At 49.1% G+C, this 20,995-nt stretch carries 21 protein-coding genes; 12 read left to right on the plus strand and 9 right to left on the minus strand.

Going from position 1 to position 20,995, the window contains the following annotated elements:
• Window positions 1-4 precede the first annotated feature (4 nt).
• A complete protein-coding gene (locus KTH_RS32280) occupies window positions 5-3,460 on the plus strand; it encodes a helicase-related protein (protein WP_497623014.1) in 3,456 nt (1,151 codons plus the stop codon).
• 535 nt (window positions 3,461-3,995) lie between these two features.
• Window positions 3,996-4,127 carry a hypothetical protein gene (locus KTH_RS32285; protein WP_497623016.1) on the plus strand — a complete coding sequence of 44 codons (132 nt, stop codon included), beginning with the start codon at window positions 3,996-3,998 and terminating at the stop codon, window positions 4,125-4,127.
• A 554-nt stretch (window positions 4,128-4,681) separates the two neighbouring features.
• On the opposite strand, the gene KTH_RS32290 is transcribed toward KTH_RS32285, so the two are convergent.
• Window positions 4,682-5,620 (minus strand): PD-(D/E)XK motif protein, encoded by a 939-nt coding sequence (locus KTH_RS32290; RefSeq protein WP_497623018.1) that lies wholly within the window; start codon window positions 5,618-5,620, stop codon window positions 4,682-4,684.
• 283 nt (window positions 5,621-5,903) lie between these two features.
• On the opposite strand from KTH_RS32290, the gene KTH_RS32295 reads away from it, so the two are divergent.
• The 7 genes from KTH_RS32295 (at window position 5,904) to KTH_RS32325 (ending at window position 11,595) form a co-directional block, all read left to right on the plus strand.
• Window positions 5,904-6,167 (plus strand): laccase domain-containing protein, encoded by a 264-nt coding sequence (locus KTH_RS32295; RefSeq protein ID WP_497623309.1) that lies wholly within the window; start codon window positions 5,904-5,906, stop codon window positions 6,165-6,167.
• Between the two features lie 1,683 nt (window positions 6,168-7,850).
• Complete coding sequence (locus KTH_RS32300; RefSeq protein WP_497623020.1) at window positions 7,851-8,021, plus strand: hypothetical protein; 171 nt, start codon at window positions 7,851-7,853, stop codon at window positions 8,019-8,021.
• 132 nt (window positions 8,022-8,153) lie between these two features.
• Window positions 8,154-8,291: a hypothetical protein gene (locus tag KTH_RS32305; RefSeq protein WP_497623022.1), complete on the plus strand. Its 138-nt coding sequence runs from the start codon at window positions 8,154-8,156 to the stop codon at window positions 8,289-8,291.
• Between the two features lie 293 nt (window positions 8,292-8,584).
• A complete protein-coding gene (locus KTH_RS32310; protein WP_497623024.1) occupies window positions 8,585-9,028 on the plus strand; it encodes a MarR family winged helix-turn-helix transcriptional regulator in 444 nt (147 codons plus the stop codon).
• A gap of 61 nt (window positions 9,029-9,089) precedes the next feature.
• The gene (locus tag KTH_RS32315) at window positions 9,090-9,449 is read left to right on the plus strand and encodes an ester cyclase (RefSeq protein ID WP_497623026.1); all 360 of its coding nucleotides are present in this window, start codon (window positions 9,090-9,092) and stop codon (window positions 9,447-9,449) included.
• Window positions 9,450-9,665: 216 nt separating this feature from the next.
• On the plus strand, window positions 9,666-10,304 hold the full coding sequence (locus tag KTH_RS32320) for a hypothetical protein (RefSeq protein WP_497623028.1): 639 nt from the start codon (window positions 9,666-9,668) through the stop codon (window positions 10,302-10,304).
• Between the two features lie 283 nt (window positions 10,305-10,587).
• Window positions 10,588-11,595, plus strand: a complete 1,008-nt coding sequence (locus KTH_RS32325) for a hypothetical protein (protein ID WP_497623030.1) — start codon at window positions 10,588-10,590, stop codon at window positions 11,593-11,595.
• Between the two features lie 247 nt (window positions 11,596-11,842).
• Here KTH_RS32325 and KTH_RS32330 read toward each other — a convergent pair whose 3' ends face one another.
• From KTH_RS32330 to KTH_RS32350, 5 genes are all read right to left on the minus strand, one after another.
• Window positions 11,843-12,412, minus strand: a complete 570-nt coding sequence (locus KTH_RS32330; protein ID WP_497623032.1) for a TGS domain-containing protein — start codon at window positions 12,410-12,412, stop codon at window positions 11,843-11,845.
• 62 nt (window positions 12,413-12,474) lie between these two features.
• Window positions 12,475-13,635, minus strand: coding sequence for a methyltransferase domain-containing protein (locus tag KTH_RS32335; protein WP_497623034.1), 1,161 nt, complete (start codon window positions 13,633-13,635; stop codon window positions 12,475-12,477).
• Window positions 13,632-14,609 carry an MvdC/MvdD family ATP grasp protein gene (locus tag KTH_RS32340; RefSeq protein WP_497623036.1) on the minus strand — a complete coding sequence of 326 codons (978 nt, stop codon included), beginning with the start codon at window positions 14,607-14,609 and terminating at the stop codon, window positions 13,632-13,634. The genes KTH_RS32335 and KTH_RS32340 overlap by 4 nt, the downstream gene beginning before the upstream one ends.
• The gene (locus tag KTH_RS32345; protein WP_497623038.1) at window positions 14,603-14,839 is read right to left on the minus strand and encodes a hypothetical protein; all 237 of its coding nucleotides are present in this window, start codon (window positions 14,837-14,839) and stop codon (window positions 14,603-14,605) included. The genes KTH_RS32340 and KTH_RS32345 overlap by 7 nt, the downstream gene beginning before the upstream one ends.
• A gap of 370 nt (window positions 14,840-15,209) precedes the next feature.
• Window positions 15,210-15,716, minus strand: a complete 507-nt coding sequence (locus tag KTH_RS32350) for a hypothetical protein (protein ID WP_497623040.1) — start codon at window positions 15,714-15,716, stop codon at window positions 15,210-15,212.
• Window positions 15,717-16,127: 411 nt separating this feature from the next.
• On the opposite strand from KTH_RS32350, the gene KTH_RS32355 reads away from it, so the two are divergent.
• Window positions 16,128-16,328 (plus strand): helix-turn-helix domain-containing protein, encoded by a 201-nt coding sequence (locus KTH_RS32355; protein ID WP_497623042.1) that lies wholly within the window; start codon window positions 16,128-16,130, stop codon window positions 16,326-16,328.
• Here the strand turns inward: KTH_RS32355 and KTH_RS32360 are convergent.
• Window positions 16,285-16,527 (minus strand): helix-turn-helix domain-containing protein, encoded by a 243-nt coding sequence (locus KTH_RS32360; RefSeq protein WP_497623044.1) that lies wholly within the window; start codon window positions 16,525-16,527, stop codon window positions 16,285-16,287. The genes KTH_RS32355 and KTH_RS32360 overlap by 44 nt on opposite strands.
• Window positions 16,528-16,735: 208 nt before the next feature.
• On the opposite strand from KTH_RS32360, the gene KTH_RS32365 reads away from it, so the two are divergent.
• The gene (locus KTH_RS32365; RefSeq protein ID WP_497623046.1) at window positions 16,736-17,938 is read left to right on the plus strand and encodes a helix-turn-helix domain-containing protein; all 1,203 of its coding nucleotides are present in this window, start codon (window positions 16,736-16,738) and stop codon (window positions 17,936-17,938) included.
• Between the two features lie 60 nt (window positions 17,939-17,998).
• On the opposite strand, the gene KTH_RS32370 is transcribed toward KTH_RS32365, so the two are convergent.
• Window positions 17,999-18,196 (minus strand): hypothetical protein, encoded by a 198-nt coding sequence (locus tag KTH_RS32370; protein WP_497623047.1) that lies wholly within the window; start codon window positions 18,194-18,196, stop codon window positions 17,999-18,001.
• Window positions 18,197-18,323: 127 nt separating this feature from the next.
• Here KTH_RS32370 and KTH_RS32375 point away from each other — a divergent pair, with 127 nt between their 5' ends.
• Window positions 18,324-18,596, plus strand: coding sequence for a hypothetical protein (locus tag KTH_RS32375; protein WP_497623049.1), 273 nt, complete (start codon window positions 18,324-18,326; stop codon window positions 18,594-18,596).
• A gap of 19 nt (window positions 18,597-18,615) precedes the next feature.
• Here KTH_RS32375 and KTH_RS32380 read toward each other — a convergent pair whose 3' ends face one another.
• A complete protein-coding gene (locus KTH_RS32380; protein WP_497623051.1) occupies window positions 18,616-20,979 on the minus strand; it encodes a hypothetical protein in 2,364 nt (787 codons plus the stop codon).
• Between the last annotated feature and the right edge of the window lie 16 nt (window positions 20,980-20,995).

The raw sequence follows: 20,995 nt of genomic DNA on the forward strand, positions 1-20,995 counted from the left end.
AACCATGAGTCCAGAGAGGAAGCAGACGCAACCATCATACGAGAGCGGACATCTTTCGATTCCGTTTGTGATTGACAATCAGCAGCATACGCTGAGCGATGTCTTAAACCGAATTCTGTCTCAAGCCCAGAAGGGATTTCAGCTTGATATCGCGACCGCCTATTTTAATATTGGTGGATGGGCGTTGTTGCAGCGCAATCTCGAAGCCGGTGCCCGTTCGTTTCGGCTCTTATTGGGAGCGGAACCAAAGCAGGGAAAAGATATCGGGCGCGAAGACGAGAAGGCAGAAATCGTGCAGGATCTGCTCCACGAGTTGAATGAGGCCTCCTTCAATGAACGGATGCTGCAACAAGTTGAGGATCTCACCGCGTTTCTTCAACGTTCCTCGGTCGAAGTGCGCCTCTATCGTCAGGGATTTTTGCATGCCAAATGTTACCTTGTCTATGGAAGTGAAGGGCTGGCGCTGCTCTCACCACAGCTTGCAATTGTGGGCTCCTCGAATTTCACGCGTGCTGGCTTGCAGGTGAACAAAGAGCTCAACCTGGTACATCGTGCGAATCTGGTGACAGAGGATATTGCGCCGGAGCGGTTGCCTGCGCTTCTGAGGCCAGAGGAGAAAAGGCAGCTTGTGGAGACCGAGGAAGAATCGCGTCGTATCGCGGCTAATGTGCCCGGTCTTTTGGCAATGAATGAGCTAGCTGAGTGGTATGAGCGGCAATGGGAAGCTGCCCATGACTTCAAAGCGGAGCTTATCGAGCTGCTTGACGCCTCGAAGTTTGGGCGCAAGGAATACACACCCTATCAGGTATACATGAAAGCGCTCTTTGAGTATTTTCGAGACGAGTTGGAAGCGCAGGAGGGCAATGGAAAGACGCGCTCAGTTATCGAGCTGAGCGAGTTTCAGGAGGATGCAGTCAGAAGAGCCCGCAAGATTCTGCTACGCTATGATGGAGTGATGATCGCCGATAGTGTTGGGTTGGGAAAGACCTGGATCGGCAAGAAGCTGCTAGAAGATTATGCCTATCATCTTCGGTATAAGGCCGTGATTATTTGCCCTGCCTCGCTCAAGAAGATGTGGGATGAAGAGACCAGGAGTGCCGGCATCGCGGTACATATTCTGACCCAAGAGATGCTTGGACGAGAGGAATATGATATCCAGCCGTATCTCGACGCCGATCTCGTCTTAATTGATGAGAGCCATAATTTTCGCAACAAATCGACGAGGCGCTATGAGAAGCTTGAGCTTTTGTTAGCAGGGAACCAACGCAAAGGCGCAATGAGCGGAGAACGCAAAAAGATCATCTTGTTAACGGCGACCCCGATAAATAACAGTATCTTTGACCTGTATCATCAAATTAATCTCTTTACCGGTGGTGATCGAAGCTATTTTGCTGAGGCGGGCATTGGAGATTTGCAGCGCTATTTTATGGCTGCTCAACGCCACCAACAGAAAGAGAGCGGTCTTGCGCTCTTTAATTTGCTTGAAGAAGTGGTGATTCGTCGCACACGTCCATTTATCAAGCAGGCATATCCGAATGCGACCATTAAAGGAATGCCTATTCGCTGGCCTGAACGGCGCTTGAAGACGGTACGTTATAACCTTGAGGGCACCTATGAGGGTATCTACACCACGATTGTCAAGCATATTGAAGGGTTGCGCCTGGCTCCCTATAAGCTTGAGACGTATAAGAAGTCGGAGGTTGCCCGCGATCAGTTTGAAGAGGGGCGAGAAGAAGCGCTTGTCGGCATCTTTAAAACACGCTACTTGAAGCGACTTGAAAGCAGTATCGATGCATTTCGGATCAGTGTTCGGCGTGCATTGGAGTTCCTGAAGACCTTCATGAGCTACATTCTGGAAGGGAAGGTGTTCGATAGCAGTAGTTTTCAGAGGGCGCTTCGCTTCCTTGAGCATGAGGAGGAGGAAGATGATGCCGTGCCACAGTCATTGGCAGAAGATCTGGATGCAGACGAAGAGGCGCGGCGTTTTATTGAGCAGCTTCCGACGCTGGATCCGAGCCAGTATGATTTGAAGCAACTCTATCTTGATGTGAGCAAAGATGTTGAGGCATTAAATGAGATCTGGATGCATATCGCATCCATTACACCGAAGCGAGATGCGAAGCTGCAGCGCTTGAAAGACTTACTGAAAACAGAACTCAAAGGGCAAAAAGTGCTCTTGTTCACCTATTATAAAGATACGGCTCGCTATCTCTATCGCTGTCTTACTTCTGATGATCCGGATATGATGGCCTGGCGAGAAGAAGCAGGTAATCCCTTGTTGAAGCGGATGGACAGTGGAAACGATAGCCGTGAGCGTGCGAAAATCATTGCTCAGTTTGCACCGCTTGTGAATAATCGGCTCGACATTGCTGGAAGCGATCAGGAAATTGATATCTTGATCTCGACGGATGTGCTCTCTGAAGGTCAGAATTTGCAGGATTGCGGTATTCTCATTAACTATGATCTTCATTGGAACCCAACACGCATGGTACAGCGTGCGGGGCGTATTGATCGTATCGGAACAAGCTATGAGACGCTGTGGATTATGAACATGTTCCCAGATGATGGGCTGGAGCGTCTATTAAAGCTGGTTGAGAGCCTATCCGCCAAAATCGCAAGTATCGATCGTAGTGGCTTGCTCGATGAGAGTATTCTGGGTGAAACGGTGCATCCACAGAACTTCAATACCCTGCGACGTATTGAGCAGGCAGATGGTCGTGTGATCGAAGAACAAGAGAACATGCTTGAGCTGGTGAGCGGTGAACTGTTATTGCATAACCTGAAATCGTTATTGACTGATGAGATGCGCAATATGCTTGAAGCGCTACCGGATGGAATTCACAGCGGCTTATGGCGGGATGGCCACAAAGGAGTCTTTTTCTATTTTACCGCGCCAGTGAGGGAACGGGGGAGCCGGGGAGGCAAGGCGGTGGGACGACAGCATTTCTGGCGCTATGTGGATTTAGCGAGTGATCCTCGTGGAGGGGTGATAGAAGATAACCGCTATCGTATTCTCAATCTCATTCAGTGTCAACCAGATACAGGACGTGTTGTACCGACTCATTTTCAGGTTGATATTTTTGCGTTACAGGAGAAAGTGATATCCTCGATTTTGCAGGCTTCAGAGAACCAGAGAAGCATTGAAGAGGCACCGAAAATTCTTGATCCAATGCAGCAGAAAGTCTCAGCCGTATTACGCCAGTTCGCTAATGGGCGGGATGTACGCCGGAAAGAGGTGATAGAAGCGATGCAGAAGCTGAGTAAGCCACTGCCTCGTGTGTATATCAAGGAGTTGCGTAAAGCATTGGAGCTGTTTAAGAAAGATCGAAATGCGCGTGCATTACTTGATGTTGTCTTGAAACTCGATATTGAGACGCAAGCACAACCGAAACCGGAGAAGAAAAGCCCACTCAAGCGAGAAGATTTGAAGCTCATCTGTTATGACTATGTGGGATGGTAAGTTGATGTGCATCTTCTTCATAGGTTTACCAGTTTGATGCTGTTTGCTTGCTGAAAACCATCTTTCCACATAGTGCGAATGGTCTATTATTCTCTTTGTCTGTTTGGAAGAGGAAGAGAAAGAATGAAGGTGTAGTAGTATATCTGGAAAGGCTATATTTATAATAGTAATTGGCCGGAAACTAGAGTATCAAGCGGTTAGAGACTGGTTACGGACTCAAGCTCTCATGAATGAATGGAGAAAGCATGAGGCACGCGAAGACGACAACCTGTAGACCAGCAATTATCTGTGGGATCCGTTCATCGTCGTGGACACGTGCCGAAAGCGATTACCCCCAGCTTATGTGACGCTCGATTACCCATCAGTGTGGCAAGGGCCATGAGGTTCTGTTTGGCAGGTGGCAGCTTACTCTCACCAACTTGGTACTTTCCTGTATTCGTCCTAATTGACGAAGCTCACGCGTACATTTTCACCTACAGGCCCTGCACCAGTTTTACTAGAACCGCTAGCTGATCGCAATCCTAGACATGAGCAGGTGGCCAGCAGCTTTAAAAAGGTGCCCGAGGGTGTTGATGGCAATATGGACCTTACCGCCTTTATGTCGTTTGGCCTGCTCACTAGCTGCACGAGCGCCATTTTTCTGGCATGGATTGCGGAGTGCGACTAGCAAGAATCGCGGTCTCTAGTTGACATCTGTGTCTTTTGATGTCACACAAGAGTATATGCAAATGGTGTAGCATGACCCCAAAACAGCCTGAGATAACCCATTGTCGTGTTTGTTGGTACGCAATGGGCCAGGGGACAAATTCGTTGACAACCAACGGTAAAGGGCTCCTGTCTTCCGATCTAGAGCAAAGGGTTGAAGACCTCCCGCAGGTCCGTTCTAGCGACGCTGCTCGGCATCTTTCGGCAACAAGGTCAAGTATGAAGCTGTCAGCAGCTCATTCTTCGTCTGTCATATCACTGGATACGGTTTTCTATCTTCTATTGCTGGATTATATCATGCATTGAGTATCGAGTTTTTAATAGCTATTAACAAATCGGAATTGTGATTATATTTTTTTGGAAAACAACAGATGAAGCTTGGGCAATATCAGCGGAGATTGTTTCTGGTTCCCTTTATTTTCCGAATATCTACTTAATGTCATACCTATAAATTGAACTAAATTGTATAGCTTGCCTTAGAACTTGTAAGAGTCATCTCTACAACCGAATTTTGCATTATCGGCGTAATGCTGCCTGAAATAGCCCTCCCATTGCTCGATAATGAACAAGATTAGCTGTGGGTCTACCTGTCAAATCAGATTTGAAATGAACTGAACTGACCCCTGTAGGGAGGCTAGGGTTTATCATAGGAATAGCACATGGTTCAAAGAAGGCGAGTGATTCTTCTGCCAGTTCGCGGTCAAATCTTTCCTCTGAGGCATAACGCCAATACTTGCCAATGGTCAAAGCAATCATTCGGTCGAACTGTAAAACAAGGTCTGGATGCTTGCTGATACGGAGGCGGATACTCTCTATCAGTTCCATGACTGAGGTTCCTGATCCTGCGTGTTCAACAAAGAGAGACGCAATCAGGACGTTTGTGTCTGCTGGTGGGCATAGCTGCTCAAGCATAAAATGATGTTGTCTTACTCTGCCAGCTACGCTTTTGACTTCGATCCGGTGATTACCAGCACTGAAGTCATAGCAATCGTTAGGTGTTATATGCCAAGCCGCAACCATAGTGGCTGTTTTGCGCGCTCGTGCAATCAGAAATAATTCTGCCCATAATCCTTGGATAGATTTTCGAGGCTTCTCTGTCATTGCGCGGAACAATTCAACCAATTTGTCTATAGCTTGGGCAACATCAATCCGAGTGGGAGTGGGTCCAAGCGATATGACTATAGCACCAATAATGCGGAGAAAATAGTCATGAAGAACTTTCTCTGAACCTGTGCAGCGTATAATGGTGAAGTATCCTTCCTCAATACTCCCATCTGGATAGGAAATACGACAATCTACATCGTACTGAATTGACAAATATTCCAGTCTAATCGGAATGGGACGTTGATTTTCTGTAGAGTCGCTAACAGATATCAATAATGAAGGGGTTTCCTGTTTATCTTTCCCTAGCCGATGTCTTTCGTAACCTGGTATGGGTTGCGCTGAAAAGCGCATATTCTCATCTCTTGCTTGCATTACGACGACTCGGCTGGGGGAGTAAGTTGTGGCCCGCTCTCCTCGCTCAATCTCTCTTCACGCGTTGGAGACGAGGATGACATGTCACCAGAAATCGGCAGAGACTTTGCCAGGTTTCGGATATTAATTCTGCCTCTGTTGTTCAAGCACAGCTTATCCACGGCAATCGGATTCAGATGGTCGATCATTCTTCACCGAGAAAGGACTTTTCCTACAAATTCCCGAAACTGATGGCCTTGTCACGAATCTTCGTGGTTGCCCACTGTTCATCCCGGTTGCTGATTGCGCGACGGTTGCTTTCTTTGATCCGCATCAGCGAGCGATAGGCTTATTGTATGCGGGTTGGAAGAGAATTGTTCGGCAGATTATTCCAGTGATAATCCAGACATTGGCTTGGTGTAGCGCTTGTCGCCCAGCGAAATCACGCATACACTTGTCGTCATCGCCTGGGTGGATCTGGAGCCACAACGCAATATATGCTGCCACGTCTCATACGTTCGGTACGTTTTTACCGGCAGCCTGTTAACAGTGACAGAGTTGGCAAGTGATCCACAAGGAAGGTAGCTTCTCGCACAGCTTGGTCAGCAGGCGATCATAGCAAACCGATCTGGAAGCAGGAAGATCCATGAGCGCAGATCGTGCTTCTAGAACGAACCCGCATCTCCTTTGGCTCTTGCGCGCCATTCTACGATTACTCTGTGAACCTGTTCCGATTTTGATTTGTTTGAAAAAGTTATTGCAGGCAATAAGCTATATAGATGTAATATTGCTCATATAGGGAATATATGGTATATTGAAAGGAAATCCTAGAAATAAAATGAAAATTTTCTTTATCTCTTGAAAGGTGCAATGAAAGGGAAGAAGGTGCGGCAGGATTTCCATTCATTTGAGGAGTATCATCACATTCAAACCAATGAAGAGTTGTCGACGAATCAATTGCACACGGAAGGCGAGAAAATTACGTTTGTTCCCGCACCTGATAAGAGGAGGAGGTTCTTTCTTTCCTCTGGTATTATCCTTCTTCTCGGTATGGGATGCGCTCTGAAGTTGCTTTTCGATTTTCTTTCTGGACCAAATCACCTTCCCTGGATACCTCTATCTTGGGTAAGTATTTTTATAGCCGTGGTTCTTTTTTCTGCTTGAGACCACTTTATAGAAACGCTGTTCAATCTTTATATAGATACGTTTTTATTTCTATTTGTCTTATCATCATTTTCTCCGTTCTTTTGATGGATAACTTTAGCTCTTTTTTGGCATTACTCTGTCTTTGGTTCCTTTTGCTATCTATAAATGCAATATTGTTTGCATTACAAATAATTAAGAATTTACGTTCATCACAGGGGTACCACAGAGAACGAGAATAACAGTAAGGAATAGACATCATTTTGTAGAGTTCTTTTTTCCTTATACCACAGAAAAAGTTTTATTTTTTGTATAGGTTAAAGCAAACAATTCTTGATCAAACTGCTTGGTGAATATGATACAGAATCATCCGTATCATACCTTTGATAGCCTTTCTAGATGCTATTATGGAATTAAGCTAGAATAGATGCGTGTAAAAGCATAAGACAAACGAAGACAACGGAATGCCGGCCAACTACTGTTTGCGGAAGCCGCTCATCATCCCGGACAAATCACCGAAAGCGGCCACTCAAGCAAAGAAGTGCTCAAAGACCAAGCGATGAGGCTGGAGCACGAAGCCCTGCCTGGCATTGGCAAACAGCTCGATGCCCTCCTATCTCGCGGGCCTCACCTGTGTAGTCCTGGTCGACAAAAGCCTTGTGAGCGTTCTGGCTCGTCAGGTCCTATCCCTGTTCTGCCAGAGCCGCCATCTGGTCTCAAGCCTGTTCATCGGGAGGCGTCACCAACAAGGTCAAGAGGTATCCAAGCGTATCGACAGCGATATGAACCTTACTGCCTTTGGGCCGTTTGGCTTGCTCAAACTGCTCAAATCCCGCTTGCTAAGTACAATCAAGCAAAGTTTTTTGAAACTCACTTCCCCAAGAGCCTGGTTTCCAGGGACACTTCATGCTAGAATACAACTGAAAGGTGAGAAGTGTATGGAGCGATGTGGGGAGAAAAACGTGTTCCTCTTCGGGGCTTTTGCGCGTGCATCCCGGCTGGTTGCTGCGTGAATATGCCCACACCTTGCGCATATCGGTCGGCTGGGTCTGCAAATAGAAGCAGCGCTTGCTTGCCGCTCTGGCTGATGGTCTCTCGGTCTTGCAGGCTCGTTCTCGCGCGCAAGACCCCCTTCCCCGAAGTGTATCCACGCATTGGGGCGCGCATCGTGCAGATCCGTGAGCATCCGCCCGAGCAGGTGCTACGCGTACTGGGGCTCGCACCATTCGCGCCTTCCTGTTACGCGATCAGGAACTGACCCAGTTCGGTATCTGGATTCCCCGCTCGGCTGCCACTATTTGGAAGATCCTGCGGCAGCAGGGACCTCTCCTCGACCCCCTGGCGGCAACGCAGGCCCTGGTCACAACGCGAGCCGCTTGAGGAGATTCAAATGGATTTGAAGGATGCTTCTGTTCAGCCAAGCGACATCGATGAGAAGCGGATGCACATGGTGGAGGTGCTCCATTTTGTCGATGTTGGACCTCCATTACCCACGGGATGCGCAACGAGAATCATAGCTGAACAATAAGAGGGAAAACGGTCTCATAAAGATGGGGAATGACATTGCTTTTCCACCCTAGATAGATCTCCCACCTTTCCTGGAGATTTCTCGACACTAAACCGCAAAAGGAGTCATCTTCTTCCAAGGCAACTGTCATTCCTTACGGAAACGCGCATCGCCGGGAGTCAAAAAAGCCAGGCGTCATCTGTTTTATATGTCATCTATTGACAATATCAAGAGTTGATGATATAAATAAAAAATATGCACCGCCTTCTTCCGAAGTGCGGAAATTGACAGAGGACTCGGAGGCAAAGTGACGAATGGATGTTTTTGAGGATACCTTTTTTCAACAATTGGCGGCTGTCTGTTCTGAATCCAGGCAAGCCTTTGATCGACATGTCGGCATGAGTCAGCTCCGACGGCAATTGCTAACCCTGCTGTCAGAGAGCGGCGAGCTCAGCCATGCTGCTTTACAGCAGCAATTAGCCGTTGATGGAGCCACGATTACGCGTCTGGTCAAGCAGTTTGAGTCCGAAGGAGTACTCAGCCGTCGCCTCGATCCCCAGGATAATCGCTATACGCTCGTCTCTTTGACGGTTTCCGGTCAGCAAATCGTTGCTGGACTGCGGGCGGCGCACCGCTTGTTTCAGACACAACTGCTCAATGGTATCCCCAGAGAAGAACAGGAGCTGGTACTGCACGTTCTCGAACGGTTACATGCCAACATACGCGCTCTTCAAGAGGAAGGCCAGCAACAAAAATGAATGCCTGCTCAACACACAGGCGATGGATTTATCAGGAAGAAGCATTCACAGGAGATTGTGCATGAGAGCAACAGAGAACAAGGCTTTGGCCTTGCGTGTCTACGAAGCCATCAACACGCAGGATCTCGCGACCTTGGACGAACTCTTTGATCCACACATTATCAGGCATGCCATGGGAGAAGTTGGCATTGAGAGCGCGAGAGCGGCGGTGACCAACGCCTTTGCCATTTTCCCTCAGACGCACTTCGTCGTCGAGGATCTCATTGCTGAAGGCGACAAAGTCGCGCTGCGGGTCACAGTTCACGGTATTCCAACGCCTCCAGGAGAGCCTCTCCCTCTCATCATGGAGATTTTTCGGATCGAAAACGGACGAGTCGCCGAAATATGGGGGGCTGGAACCTTGCGCCGGTCTGATGCATAACCCATCCCACAGACTGGCGACACATGGAGGGAAGTGAGCACATCCTGCCAAGACCGGAGTCAGAAGCCTCTTCCCTTGTCCAGCCCAACCTGTTTTTGGGTTTCCGGTAATCGTTCTCCGATGCCGTGCCGAACTTCGGCGGCTGCGCTCTCGTATTGAAGGAGATACGCTTGTCGTATGACGTTTTCTTCCGTCACCGTCCAGATTACGCCGGAATTGAAGCCCTCAGCTCCGTCCTGGCTGGAAGAAGTCGCCGCCTTCGCTCAGGTTTTCACCCACGAGGGCATCCTCACTGCGATCCAGAAGCGGGTGCGCTTCGCTCGTGCCCGCATTGGTCACGACGATCTCATCGATTTTATCGCGGTGTTGATCGGCTATGCGGTTTCAGGAGAGCCGACCTTGTTGGCCTTCTACGAACGGCTCGCCCCGTGGGCCGAGCCGTTCATGGCTTTGTTTGGTCGCGATCAGTTGCCCCACCGCTCGACCCTCTCCCGTTTTCTTGCCGCCCTCGATCAGCCGACAGTGGAAGCCTTGCGAATGCTCTTTCAAAAGGATCTGCTTGCTCGCAAATCGTTTCCCTTCCCTGGTGGTTTATGTGATCGGACAGGCGGGCAGTGGGTAGTGGTCGATGTGGATGGAACATGGCAAGCCGCCCGCCAACGCGCACTTCCGCAAACGGACGCTTTGCCTGCTCCCCATCGTCGGTTTGATCAGGTGTGCGCGCCGGGCTACACTGGGCGCAAGCGCGGGGAAGCGGTTCGCACCAGAACCGTGATTCTCCAAACACATACGCATCAGTTGCTCGGCACGTTTGGTGGAGCTGGGAATGGGGACTACCGCGGCGACCTGCAATGAGCAATCGGGGTGATCAAACGCTATGCGACACAGCACGGACTTTCTCCCGCCTCCATCCTTGTACGATTAGACGGCCTGTATGGCGATGCCGCGCCTCTTCTCGATGTGCTCTCGGCTCATCTTTCCGTGGTTGCGAGGAGTTGGGCCTATCATCTCCTGGATCTCGAGGTGGTGAAACAACGCTTGGCCCACACTCCAGATCAGGTTAGCACCCACGCGGAAAGCGGCATGACGCGCGCTCTACGATTGTATCTCCGTTCCCTTAACGCCAACGGGACCCGAGGTGCGCCTGGTGGTCGCGGCCCATCCAGCTCCAACCGTTGGCGTCGAGCGCGGCGGTACCGTCTCCGAACTTTTTGTCAGCACGCTTCCTGCCCCGGCGTTTACCGCTTCAGATGTGCTTGACCTCTACCTGCATCGTGGCTCGTTTGAGACGGTGTTGGCTGATGAAGACGAGGAGCAAGAGATGGATCGCTGGTACTCTCATACCCCCTGTGGCCAGGAGTTTGCTCACATTTTGGCCCAATGGGTTTGGAACCTTCGATTAGAATTGGGACAACAGCCCTCTCCCTCTGAACTGCGCACGACCGAATTTGCTCCCGCATATGAGGCTGAACCTCTTTCAACCGATGAGCCTGAATCTCCGGCAGCACCGCCTCCTGCGGTCACGTACAGTCCACCGCAATGGGCTCACACATCGTTTACACATGGGTTTCCTGGCTCCGCGTTTACGCCGCAACCCGATGGAAGTCTACGTTGCCCTGCCAACCATCCGCTCTATCTCCAGGAGCGGCGCCCCGAGCGCGATGGCTCCTTACGACTCTTGTATGCCGCTCGCATTGGTCATTGTCGTTCCTGCCCGTTGCGGGCACAGTGCCAGGAGAGCAGCACCACGCTCAAGCCACGACGGGTCAGTGCGGTCCTGTGGCCACTCTCCTCTTCTCACGCGGACTCCTCGCCGCCTCCTGACTCAACCCCTGCCCGCTCTCCTTCCGCTCCGGTGCTCTGGCGCGACTGGCCACGGTGCAGCATCCGGCGAACCTGGCTGAAAGTGGTCCGCAGCCAAATGGTCTGTCTGGAAAGTTCCGCTCCATTCTCTCCACCGCGCAGCCCTTGCGCCACAGAGAAGATCTTCACCCGAGCGGAGCGCGCGCATTGGCGGCTCTCCTGGGATCAGCGCCTAGCACGGAATGCTCGTCCAGCAGATGCTCCCCGGCTCATCGTCACGCTTCACGGACTCTCAGCTCCCTTTGCCATTGCTTTTGGCTTCGCTCTGCTTGCTCCTACCTGATCTTGACCTCTCACGTTACCCATTTCATCTCCTGCCTCAATATCTCCTTACAAGGTCACTTCTCTTTCATTGATGCTATTCAATCACCAGAATGTTTTTTCTGTTTTCGTTTTGATGCGGGGTTCATGCCGGTCTCGTGCGCACCGCTTTCCCTGAGCTTAGCTCGTTGCGCAACACGTGGGAGAAGAGACTGAGCCCCGCCATCAGCAAAAATTGCGGCGAGATCACGGAATAAGCCCGGACGATCCTAGGCGTGAATCGTCATTGTAGTTGTCTGGCAAGCGGGGGCAGGAGCTGAAGCATCTGCTTGTTGGCTTTCGCGTTCATCGGTTTTGAGGGACCGTCGAATGTTGTTGCGGGCCGCATTTGTGCGGGCAAAGGGAAGCCAATCGCGGGTCGGATGTACAGCCGGGTTTGTCAGAAGAGCAACAATCTCATCACCTTTGAGTTCATAATCTAGCGTAACCAGGCGTCCGCTCTCATCCATGTTGGTGATAATGCGAGCACCGGCACAGTGATCACCCAGATCGGTATGGATGCGATAGGCCAGATCGAGCGGCGTGGACCCGCGGGGCAGATCCTTGACCTCACCCTTCGGCGTAAAGACGAAGATCTGATCCTGGAAGACATCCCCTTTAAACGCTTCGACACACTCGTCAGTGCTCTCAGGAAGCTCCTGCTGCCATTGGCGAAGCTGCTCAATCCAGGCTACCATCTCCTTGTAGGAGCGCTTCCAGCTCTTGGGCGAGCCTTCTTTGCCCATGCGATCTTTCAGATACCAGAAGCTGGCAATCCCATAGGTGACAGAATATAACATGAGGCACAACACGCCTGGTTGTGCCTCGTCTCACGACAAGGAATGGTGGTACTGTGCAAGGGTCAGGCGTTTTCCGCAAGCGGAATGATTAGGTGAGCCGTCGAGAGGATGATGCTTTTCCCCTGGATCTGCACCGCATAATCCGAGCGCTTTTCTGGTTTTCCTGCTTGTTTCCATTGCTCATAGAGGTGTTGAACATCGGTCCAGAGAGGCTGAGGTCCATACACGCTCACTTGCCAACCTCGCTCCTCCTGTAGAAAACGGAGGATGGTTTGTCGTCTGGAATCGATGAGAAAAATGTGTTTTTCCTGCTTTCCTGATAATTCCCGTTCCCTTATCTGGCAGCCTGGAATGTTCCATTGCAAGAACCAACGGAAGGCATCTTGTTGGAGCAGCAAGGGGAATGGATGCTCTTTCTCGAGGTGGGCTGCTTCACGACAGGGTTGGCGCAGATAGCGTGCATAGTCTATGTGTGCTGAGGGATGCGCGATATGATCGGATATCAGAGGCATAAAGTACAAAGGAGTATCAAAGAGCATCCCGTTGACGCTTTGCCCCTGCTTTTCAAGCACAAGCAAACTACTGGCGAGTGATCCTTGAAGATCCATCACGAGTTTGCCCCCCGGTGCTAGTTGATGCAGCCAGGCAGAAGGAATCGTTGGAGCGCTGGCCGTCGCAATGATCCGCTCGTATGGTCCTTTTGCATCATACCCGAAAATGCCATCCCCCAGAAAGACGTGAACGCCAGGACCAATAACAGTATGGAGGGCTCTCTGTGCGTGTGCGGTTATTTGAGGATTGATATCGACCGTCGTGACATGCTCTGGCTGTCCGGTAATGGTTGCCAGCAGAGCGGCGTTGTATCCGGTGCCGGTACCGATCTCTAAGACGTGTTGGCCTGACTTGAGGTCCAGAGCTTCAAGCATCAAAGCCATCACTGAAGGCTGAGAACTAGAGCTGATAGGCCAGCCCCGTTCATCTACCCTGGTCACCAGCGGCTCATCACGATAGATCAGCTCAAGATACTGTTCATGAGAGCTGTCAAGGCGCTCCCATTCCAGCTTGCGACTTGCAGGACGGCGCTGATAGAAGAAGGGAACAAACGCTTCTCTTGGGATACGCAGAAAGGCCTGGATGATCGTATCAGAGCGCACAGATCCCCGAGTTTGCATCGAGGAAACCAGGGCCTGCCGATAGGGTTCGGAGTTGGCTTGCGTCATCATAAGCAATACTCCTCTGGAGACGTCAATAGGTCTGCCATTGCTTCTTTTAAATGAAGGTGAGGGACTTCACGCTGAAGCCAGTAAAACTGACCATTCGGATTCAATTCGAGCCAGACATAGTCCCCATCTGGTGTCAAAATGAGATCCATTGATGCATACTGGAGATCGAAGTACAGAACCAGCTGGAACAGCCTGTTCTCAATGCTTGCAGGCAAGTGATGGATACCATATGAGAGATCAGGATACCAGCGCCTCCAATCGAGTCGGGTTCGCTCACTCTGCTGTGAATGAATCTCCACTGCAAAAATGTGCCGACCGATCACAACAACGCGCAGTTCCAGCTCTTTTGCAACCATTTCTTGAAAGAGATGGGCCGTCGATCGTACACCTTCCAGTATACTCGGTTCAAGATGATGCTCCTGGACCACATTGGTAAAAAGGAATTTTTCTGGACACTTTCCTTCAATGATCCCTCGGGCGATTGGTTTCACGATGATTTTTCCCTGGCAGGTCTCAGAGAAGGCTCGGACCGCTTCTGGATCATTCGTGATCAGAGTGCGAGGGACACGCAGTCCCATTTTCTGCGCGGTAGCCAACTGGAGAGCTTTGAGTTCTGCCCGCCGAATATTTGTTGTTCGGCTGACCCAAAGAGCCGGCGAGCTTTCCAGAACGCCGATAAAGCCGCGATACGTTTCCCGCTCTAGAAATTCCTGAAGACCTGGCTCATACCATTCTGGAGCTTTGTAGCGATGTGGCCTGCGCCACCAGATACTCGTCAAGGCTTCAAGCTTAATGGTCTGATCTTGATACTGTAGTGTTCCCTGGGCTGGGGGATGCGCTTGTAAGCGCACCCGCTCAGGAAAATCGGCCAGATCAAAACAATGGGTAGTGGCACCGCGGCGGCGAATTTCCTCAATGACCGGTGGTGCATGGGCATCAAGAGCGTCAGTGAGGATGAGTACGTTTTTTACCACCGCGAGTAATCCTCATCATCTCGTGTTCCTGAGTCAGCAATGAGCCCTGTCTGATCGTCCCAGTCTGCCTCAGAACTCAGATCAGTGTCGTCTGCAACATCATCATCGATAACGCCGTCTGTACTCGTCTTGCTCACCGTCTCATAGATCGTATCATCACCATACTGTGATTGTGGTGCTGCTTCGGAAAAGTGGAGAAGAAAAGGAATGACGATCGTTGTTTGCATCATGATGAACCTCCGCTTATCTAATTCTATGCAAAGGCACAAACGCCTGAGCATGCTCTATGTTGAGAACCAAACGAAGACGTACGTGTTGGAATCGTGTCTGCTTTTCGGTAAAAGATCAGCGTCGCCTGGTTGCATCGGATCTGCCATATTACCTCTCCCTGGACGTGCTGTTTGTTGCGTTTGTGTAGCTCCTGGAGTTCCAGGCCGGGAGGAAAGATCAATTTGTAGTAATTCCCAGGAGGGAAAGAGAGTCTGCACCACTGAACGCCATTTTCAAAAAATCTCATTGATAGTTCTCCATGCGTCAATAGCAACAGGGGTAAGTATGGTGTTGCCTTCTGGGGTAATAAATTTTCTTGTCTGATATGCTTCAAACATCATCCATTGCCTTCTGTTCCAATGTGTCTTTGTCTGTAGATTGTTCGATGATTTTGCCGCGTGCATCGATGATGCGGAGCGCCTGGAGAGCTGCAATTGCTGTGCTCCTCGGCGTCATGTTGAAAAGAACATGGGCCAGAACTGTTGTGGTTGAATGACAGGTGGCCGTTGATTCGCCTGCTGCGACTCTCAAGGCAAGGATAAATTGTCTTTGGACAGCTTTTGCTTGCCCCTTCATTGCCTCGATAATCTGTTCAGAGCGATATGAAGGTACTCTTCGGATATGCTGTGCTGGTAGTCGATGGAAGCCGTCACTCAAAACCTGAGTTCCGCAAACTCGACATTTGTAGATGTCCAGGTATCCACGCTGGAACCAGTAGTCACATGGTCCTGTGCACCAGAAGGAAAAACCAAAAAGATGGCGATCAATGAACTCGAAGAGCTTTTGATCTTCAAGCATTTCAATTGGCTCTCGATCTGGCGTTGTTGCATTGCTCATGCGAAGCTCCCTTCTTTCTAGAACCAATGCGTTCAAGATAGCCACCTAATTCTCTGTCTCCATGGTGAAGACGGAGCTTTGAAGCCAGAATAGGCCGGATTTTGCGCTGCTTTTTCGAGTGCATCACGGGCGGCTTGAGGATCTGGTCCCCTGTAAAGCTCTCTCTCGCCGCGCTCTGTCTCGCTGGCTTTTACAATATAGTCTTCCACGACGTGCCCTCCTTTGTGCTATGAGCAGAGGTATAAACACGACATGATGTTACGAGAACGTATTTCATTGAATGGTTAACCACAAAATGCAATTGCAATATGTGATTAACCATATTTTGCTAATACTGTCAACATCAGTTCTCTGCTACAATCCGTTCAAACGGGTGATAGGTGAATTGAAAGAAGAATGATACGCCTACGTGTGAGAGAAATCGCAGAAGCTCGGGGCTTTAATCAATCAACCCTTTCCAGGGCCTCAGATGTGAGCTTCAATACGATCAAACGTATCTTCCAGAATCCATATCGGTCGGTCTCGACTGATACGCTCGACAGATTGGCGAAAGCGTTGGGAGTCGATATTAGAGATCTGGTCGAGAGCGTTCCTGATGATGAGCGTCGTTAGGTAGTACTGTTTGAAGAAGCTGTGCCGCCTCTATCTTCAATGCTGTTGCTAATTTGCCTAGAATGTCAGTTCGTGCCTTGTGATATGGATCGTTACAATATCTCCTGATCGTTCGCCGATGCACCTTTGATCGGCGTGCTAGTTCGCTCTGGCTGATCTTTTTTTCAGCCAGAATCTCCTTCAGCATCAGTCGAAGCATTTTCCTCCTCTTCGCTGTAAACTGCTCTGTTTACACGGCTCCTTTTGTTTTCTTCTATTACAAGCTTAACAAGATGAGTGAGCTTTTTGGCAAGAGGATTTGCAAAAAGCTCAGTAGACAACTTGTGCTTCTGAATTGTAATATAGAATTATGAAGAGGACAAGAAGGTCCTCTGAGTAGGTTATGTTTTTGTTGGTAGGAGAAGAAAATGCTAGCCTCGCAAGAGAAAACCTACGGAGAAATCATAAAAGAAGCCCGGCTAGCGAAGGGATGGTCGCGCCAGAATCTGGCCGATGTCTATAGTCGCTTCTTTAAAGGAGAGGCTGTCATTAGTGAGGACACAATTCGCATGTGGGAAGAATACAACAAGGTACCCAAGCGCCTGAAGAGACGCTATGTACTGGCGATCCTGCTTGATATTCCTTTAGCGGCGTTAGGGCTGGAGGCACTGAATACCAACGCCGCTCTTGCTGCTGATCTCTCCATAGAGAAAGTCGATCTGGAGAAGGCCAGGAGATATCTGCTACGGTATAAGAAACAGCACCATGCCACGACAGTGGCTGATATGCTTGATAATGTCATGGAGATAATCTATAGCATTCATGATGAACTGCCTTATGCCAGTGGCTCAAGGAAAATAGACTTGTCTCTGCTGCTCTGTGAATATCAGCAATTTCTTGCCGGTGTGTTTCGCGATCATGCCCGGTTTGCAGAAGCGCTCAAGTACCAGAATAATGCCTATCAGATCGCGAAGTCTCTTGAGCAAAATGCAAATATCATGGCGCTTGTCCTATGGAGAAGAGGCCTGACCTATCATCAGCAAGGAAAGCTTGATGCTGCTATCATGGACTTTCAGCAAGCATTGAGCAAAAAACCTGACTCTCTGCAACTCCAGGGCGCAATTCAGACGAATCTGGGACTTGCAATGGCAGAAGCCGCAAAAGACCAGCAAGATCTTACACAGGCGATGAAAACATTGGATGTTGCTTCAAATGCTCTTGATGAGGCCCAGAAGGAACCCGATGAATACTTCATTCGGTTTAATCGAGAAGGCTATTATCTGAATAGGGCTTCGGCATGGCTTTATAATTCAGATGGAAAGCTGCGCTCTGCATCAGATGGACTGGATACGTTGGTGAAGGTTCCAGTCAATGCAGGGAGAAAGAGGCGGTATGCCTATAGTCTTTTCCTCCAGGCACAGGCATGGTTTGATCAGAGAGAATATCCGCTTGCAACACAGCTTGCAACTGATGCTTTGACGATTGGTATTGAGATACAGTCGTATACTATTCTGAACAAGGTTGAGCGAGTATATAGTAGTTTGAAAAAGACATCGTACGGAAAAGCTGTTCCGGTTGCTGAGCTAGGAGTAAAGCTGCTCGAAGCCAAGCATCCAGAGGTATTTGCGTAACCTTGACGCCTGGAAGGAAAGCGCTTCCAGGCGTCCGCTTTTCTGAGGCCCTCATTTTGCTCAAGGAACAGGGAAGGCGGAGAAAAAAGCCTCCCAGTTTGTTCCCGCATCTTCTGGGGATTGTGAGCGCTGCATCCAGGCGAGTAGATTGTGTGCCATTTGCACGAGACAGGGATGATAGTGAGCGCGGGTATTCCAGATCAAGTTGTAGTAGTCGATGATCGAGCGGAGCCGCTTTTCAGAAAGATCAAGGTGCACTTCCCGGCGGAGATTTCGTTGGAGTGCTTGTTCAATGAACTCTGCGCTAGTGAGCCCTGCGGATGAAAAAGGGCTGAGACCAGGTAACAACTCTAGTAGAGCTGGTACAGGAGCTGGGGGCTAGAGCGTGCAGTTGGCCTTTGTTGATCAAGGCGACACTGGTAGGCCCCGAGAGAAGCGGCAGCGCACGCAGGCATCGAACTGGCGGTGGTCAAGCTGCCATAAGCCTGCGCGAGGCTTTGTGCTCTTGCCGCATCGATGGGTCAGTGGAGCTTTCCACGAGCTTGGGGTAGCCGCTTTCGGTGCGTGTGTCCGAAACGATGAGCGAAAGCCGCTCATCGTTGTTGGTCTGCATGTCGTGATCTTCACTTGCTCATGCTTTCTCAGCTCATTCACATAGGCATGAGCCCTAACAGCTTCTAGCAGTTTTGTGTCGCTGCCAGTTTTTCTTTGTTTCTCTGCTCTTCTCGAAATAGAAGAAGACTCTCTACATAGAGATCGATCAGATGAAACGGATAGGGAAAAACGGTGTATTGTCCAAGCCGAACAAACTGGACACTAAGCAGTCGTAACATCAACTCAATGTCAAAGTGTCCTGCATCTTGATAGACATCAAAACGCCGAATAAGGTGGGCACGTGGCTGCTGGAATTTCATCCCTTCTGTTGCACCAACCATATAACGGAGCTCGTTATCATACCAGATTCCCTGGTACATCTGCACATCCTTTGCCTTATCGCTTTGAAACCACCCGCGTTTCTGATAATATCTGATAAATTGGTGATTGGTATATTTGCCATGCTTATTCTCCTGTATCTCGAAAATATAGCGAATCATCTTGATAAATGGCATCTCTTTATCTATCAGCTGAAGGAAGGAGAGCATCGGATATTCTAGCTGAATATCGTCGAGGTAAGCATCGTATTTTTCGAGTCGAGAGTAAAACTGTAGGGAAGCTGCCTCTTTTTTATTTTGGGGCCTTCTCTTCTTCTGAAGAAGGCCCCGCTGTTGAAGTTCTTCCAGGGGGAGATGATCATCGTTTTTTACGGTATTATAATATGGTAACAATTTGAAAATTTCTACAGGAAAAAGTGTTTTTGCCTCTCCTTGCCGCCTAACAATTTCATCGTATGCATAGAGCACGCGTTCTTTACAGTCTTCGATTTCGACAAAAAGATCTGGACCTATAATTACGCGATAGCTCGGGAGTTCCCGCTCATCTTCAGATTTCTTCTCTCGTTTATATTTACATATCATCTGCTCCAAACACTCACGCAAATCAACGCCCAGTAGCCTGCATCGTTCTTGCGCCTGTATCCGTTGCTCTGAATCACGTAGATCCAAAAAGCGAAGCTGATCATCTTCTACATACATCATTGTTTCAAATGGTGCAGGAAGCCCAGGAACGTTGCGTTGCTTAGATATGTACGTCAGCTCTTTTGGTAAAAATGGTAAACATCCCGATAACGGATTGTCTGAGTAGATAATAGACTTCAAGGATAGTTGCATTAGAGACGTATCTAGTTTGTGCTGGAGTTGATCGGGCTTTGGTAGAGGATAAGACAGATACTCCTCAGTATTCAGGTCTTTCGCATCTAGGAGATTAATATTGAGCGATTGCTTTGGAAGGGTCCAGTATTTGCTATATAGTTTCTGATACGGATCAACCTCGCCAGCAAATATTCCTTTTTCACGAAAATCCTTTCGCTGGTAATCTTGAAGTACCAGTATAGGCTGCTGCACCTGCGAGAGATCGTCAATTCCAAGAAAATGCACATCAGGGCGCATGCTCTCGAACAGTTGAAGATAGGCATGCAATGGTAATGTTTTCTTTTTCCGATGATCGAAAACATAAACAGTTTGCTGCGAGTAGTTCTTCAGGCACAGCTCACTTTCTTTGGGAGGGATATACTCGTTAAAGGTGCGAATCTGTGATTGGCTCTCAATACCAAACCGTGCCAGAAATTGACGGAAGTCACGGATAAAATCAGACAAAATCTTTCCAATACTCTCATCTATATGGTTGAGATCATGATATGCGAGAGTTGTCTTTTTCCCTGGCCTCGTTCCTATTTTATAGAAAATTCCATTTTCCTCTTTCAGTCGTTTGATCGCATCTAGCTTCATCTGGAGAAAATAAACAGCGCTGTCAGGCGCATTCCTTTTGCAAAAATAGGTCTCACCTGGATAAAGATACTCATCTGCATGACAGCGTAGGAAAAGCTTTGCCTGTGCTTCTACCTTAAATCGGCGTAACTGATCTTCTTCCTGAGTAAGAATATCCTCATGCATATCAAGTTGTACGCAGATATGAGAGTTTTTACTAGCATTCTTGGCATGCACATAGCAACGACCCTGACCAGTAAAGCGTCCCGCTTGATTCCCGTGCATATGTGCAACCTGTAATAGTTTGATAACCATGTGAAAGGCGAGATCAGTAAATGCGATAGGTCTGTGTGGCAGTGCTGCATCACTCTCAAAGGGCAATATGATAGATTGAGACGAAGTATGGCGAGGAGCGAGGACATAGACAACCCACTTATCATAAGCACCGCCATCTAGCCGATCATGGGTAAAGACGCGATAGGGAGATTTTATTTGCTCCTGTAGACTATTTTGCATTCTTGCCCATATCTCTGAGGAATTCTTCGCTTTTTTGAATTTCCAGCGCAAATTATCTGGTAGCTCATAGCGTAACAGTTGATATGCTGCATCCAACATGGTGAAGTCTGTCGGTTTTGTAATGAGTAATGTTGTAGTCGGGATAGTTCGTTGTTCAGACATGTCATTGCTCCTTTAT

This window comes from Thermosporothrix sp. COM3 (genome assembly GCF_059696735.1).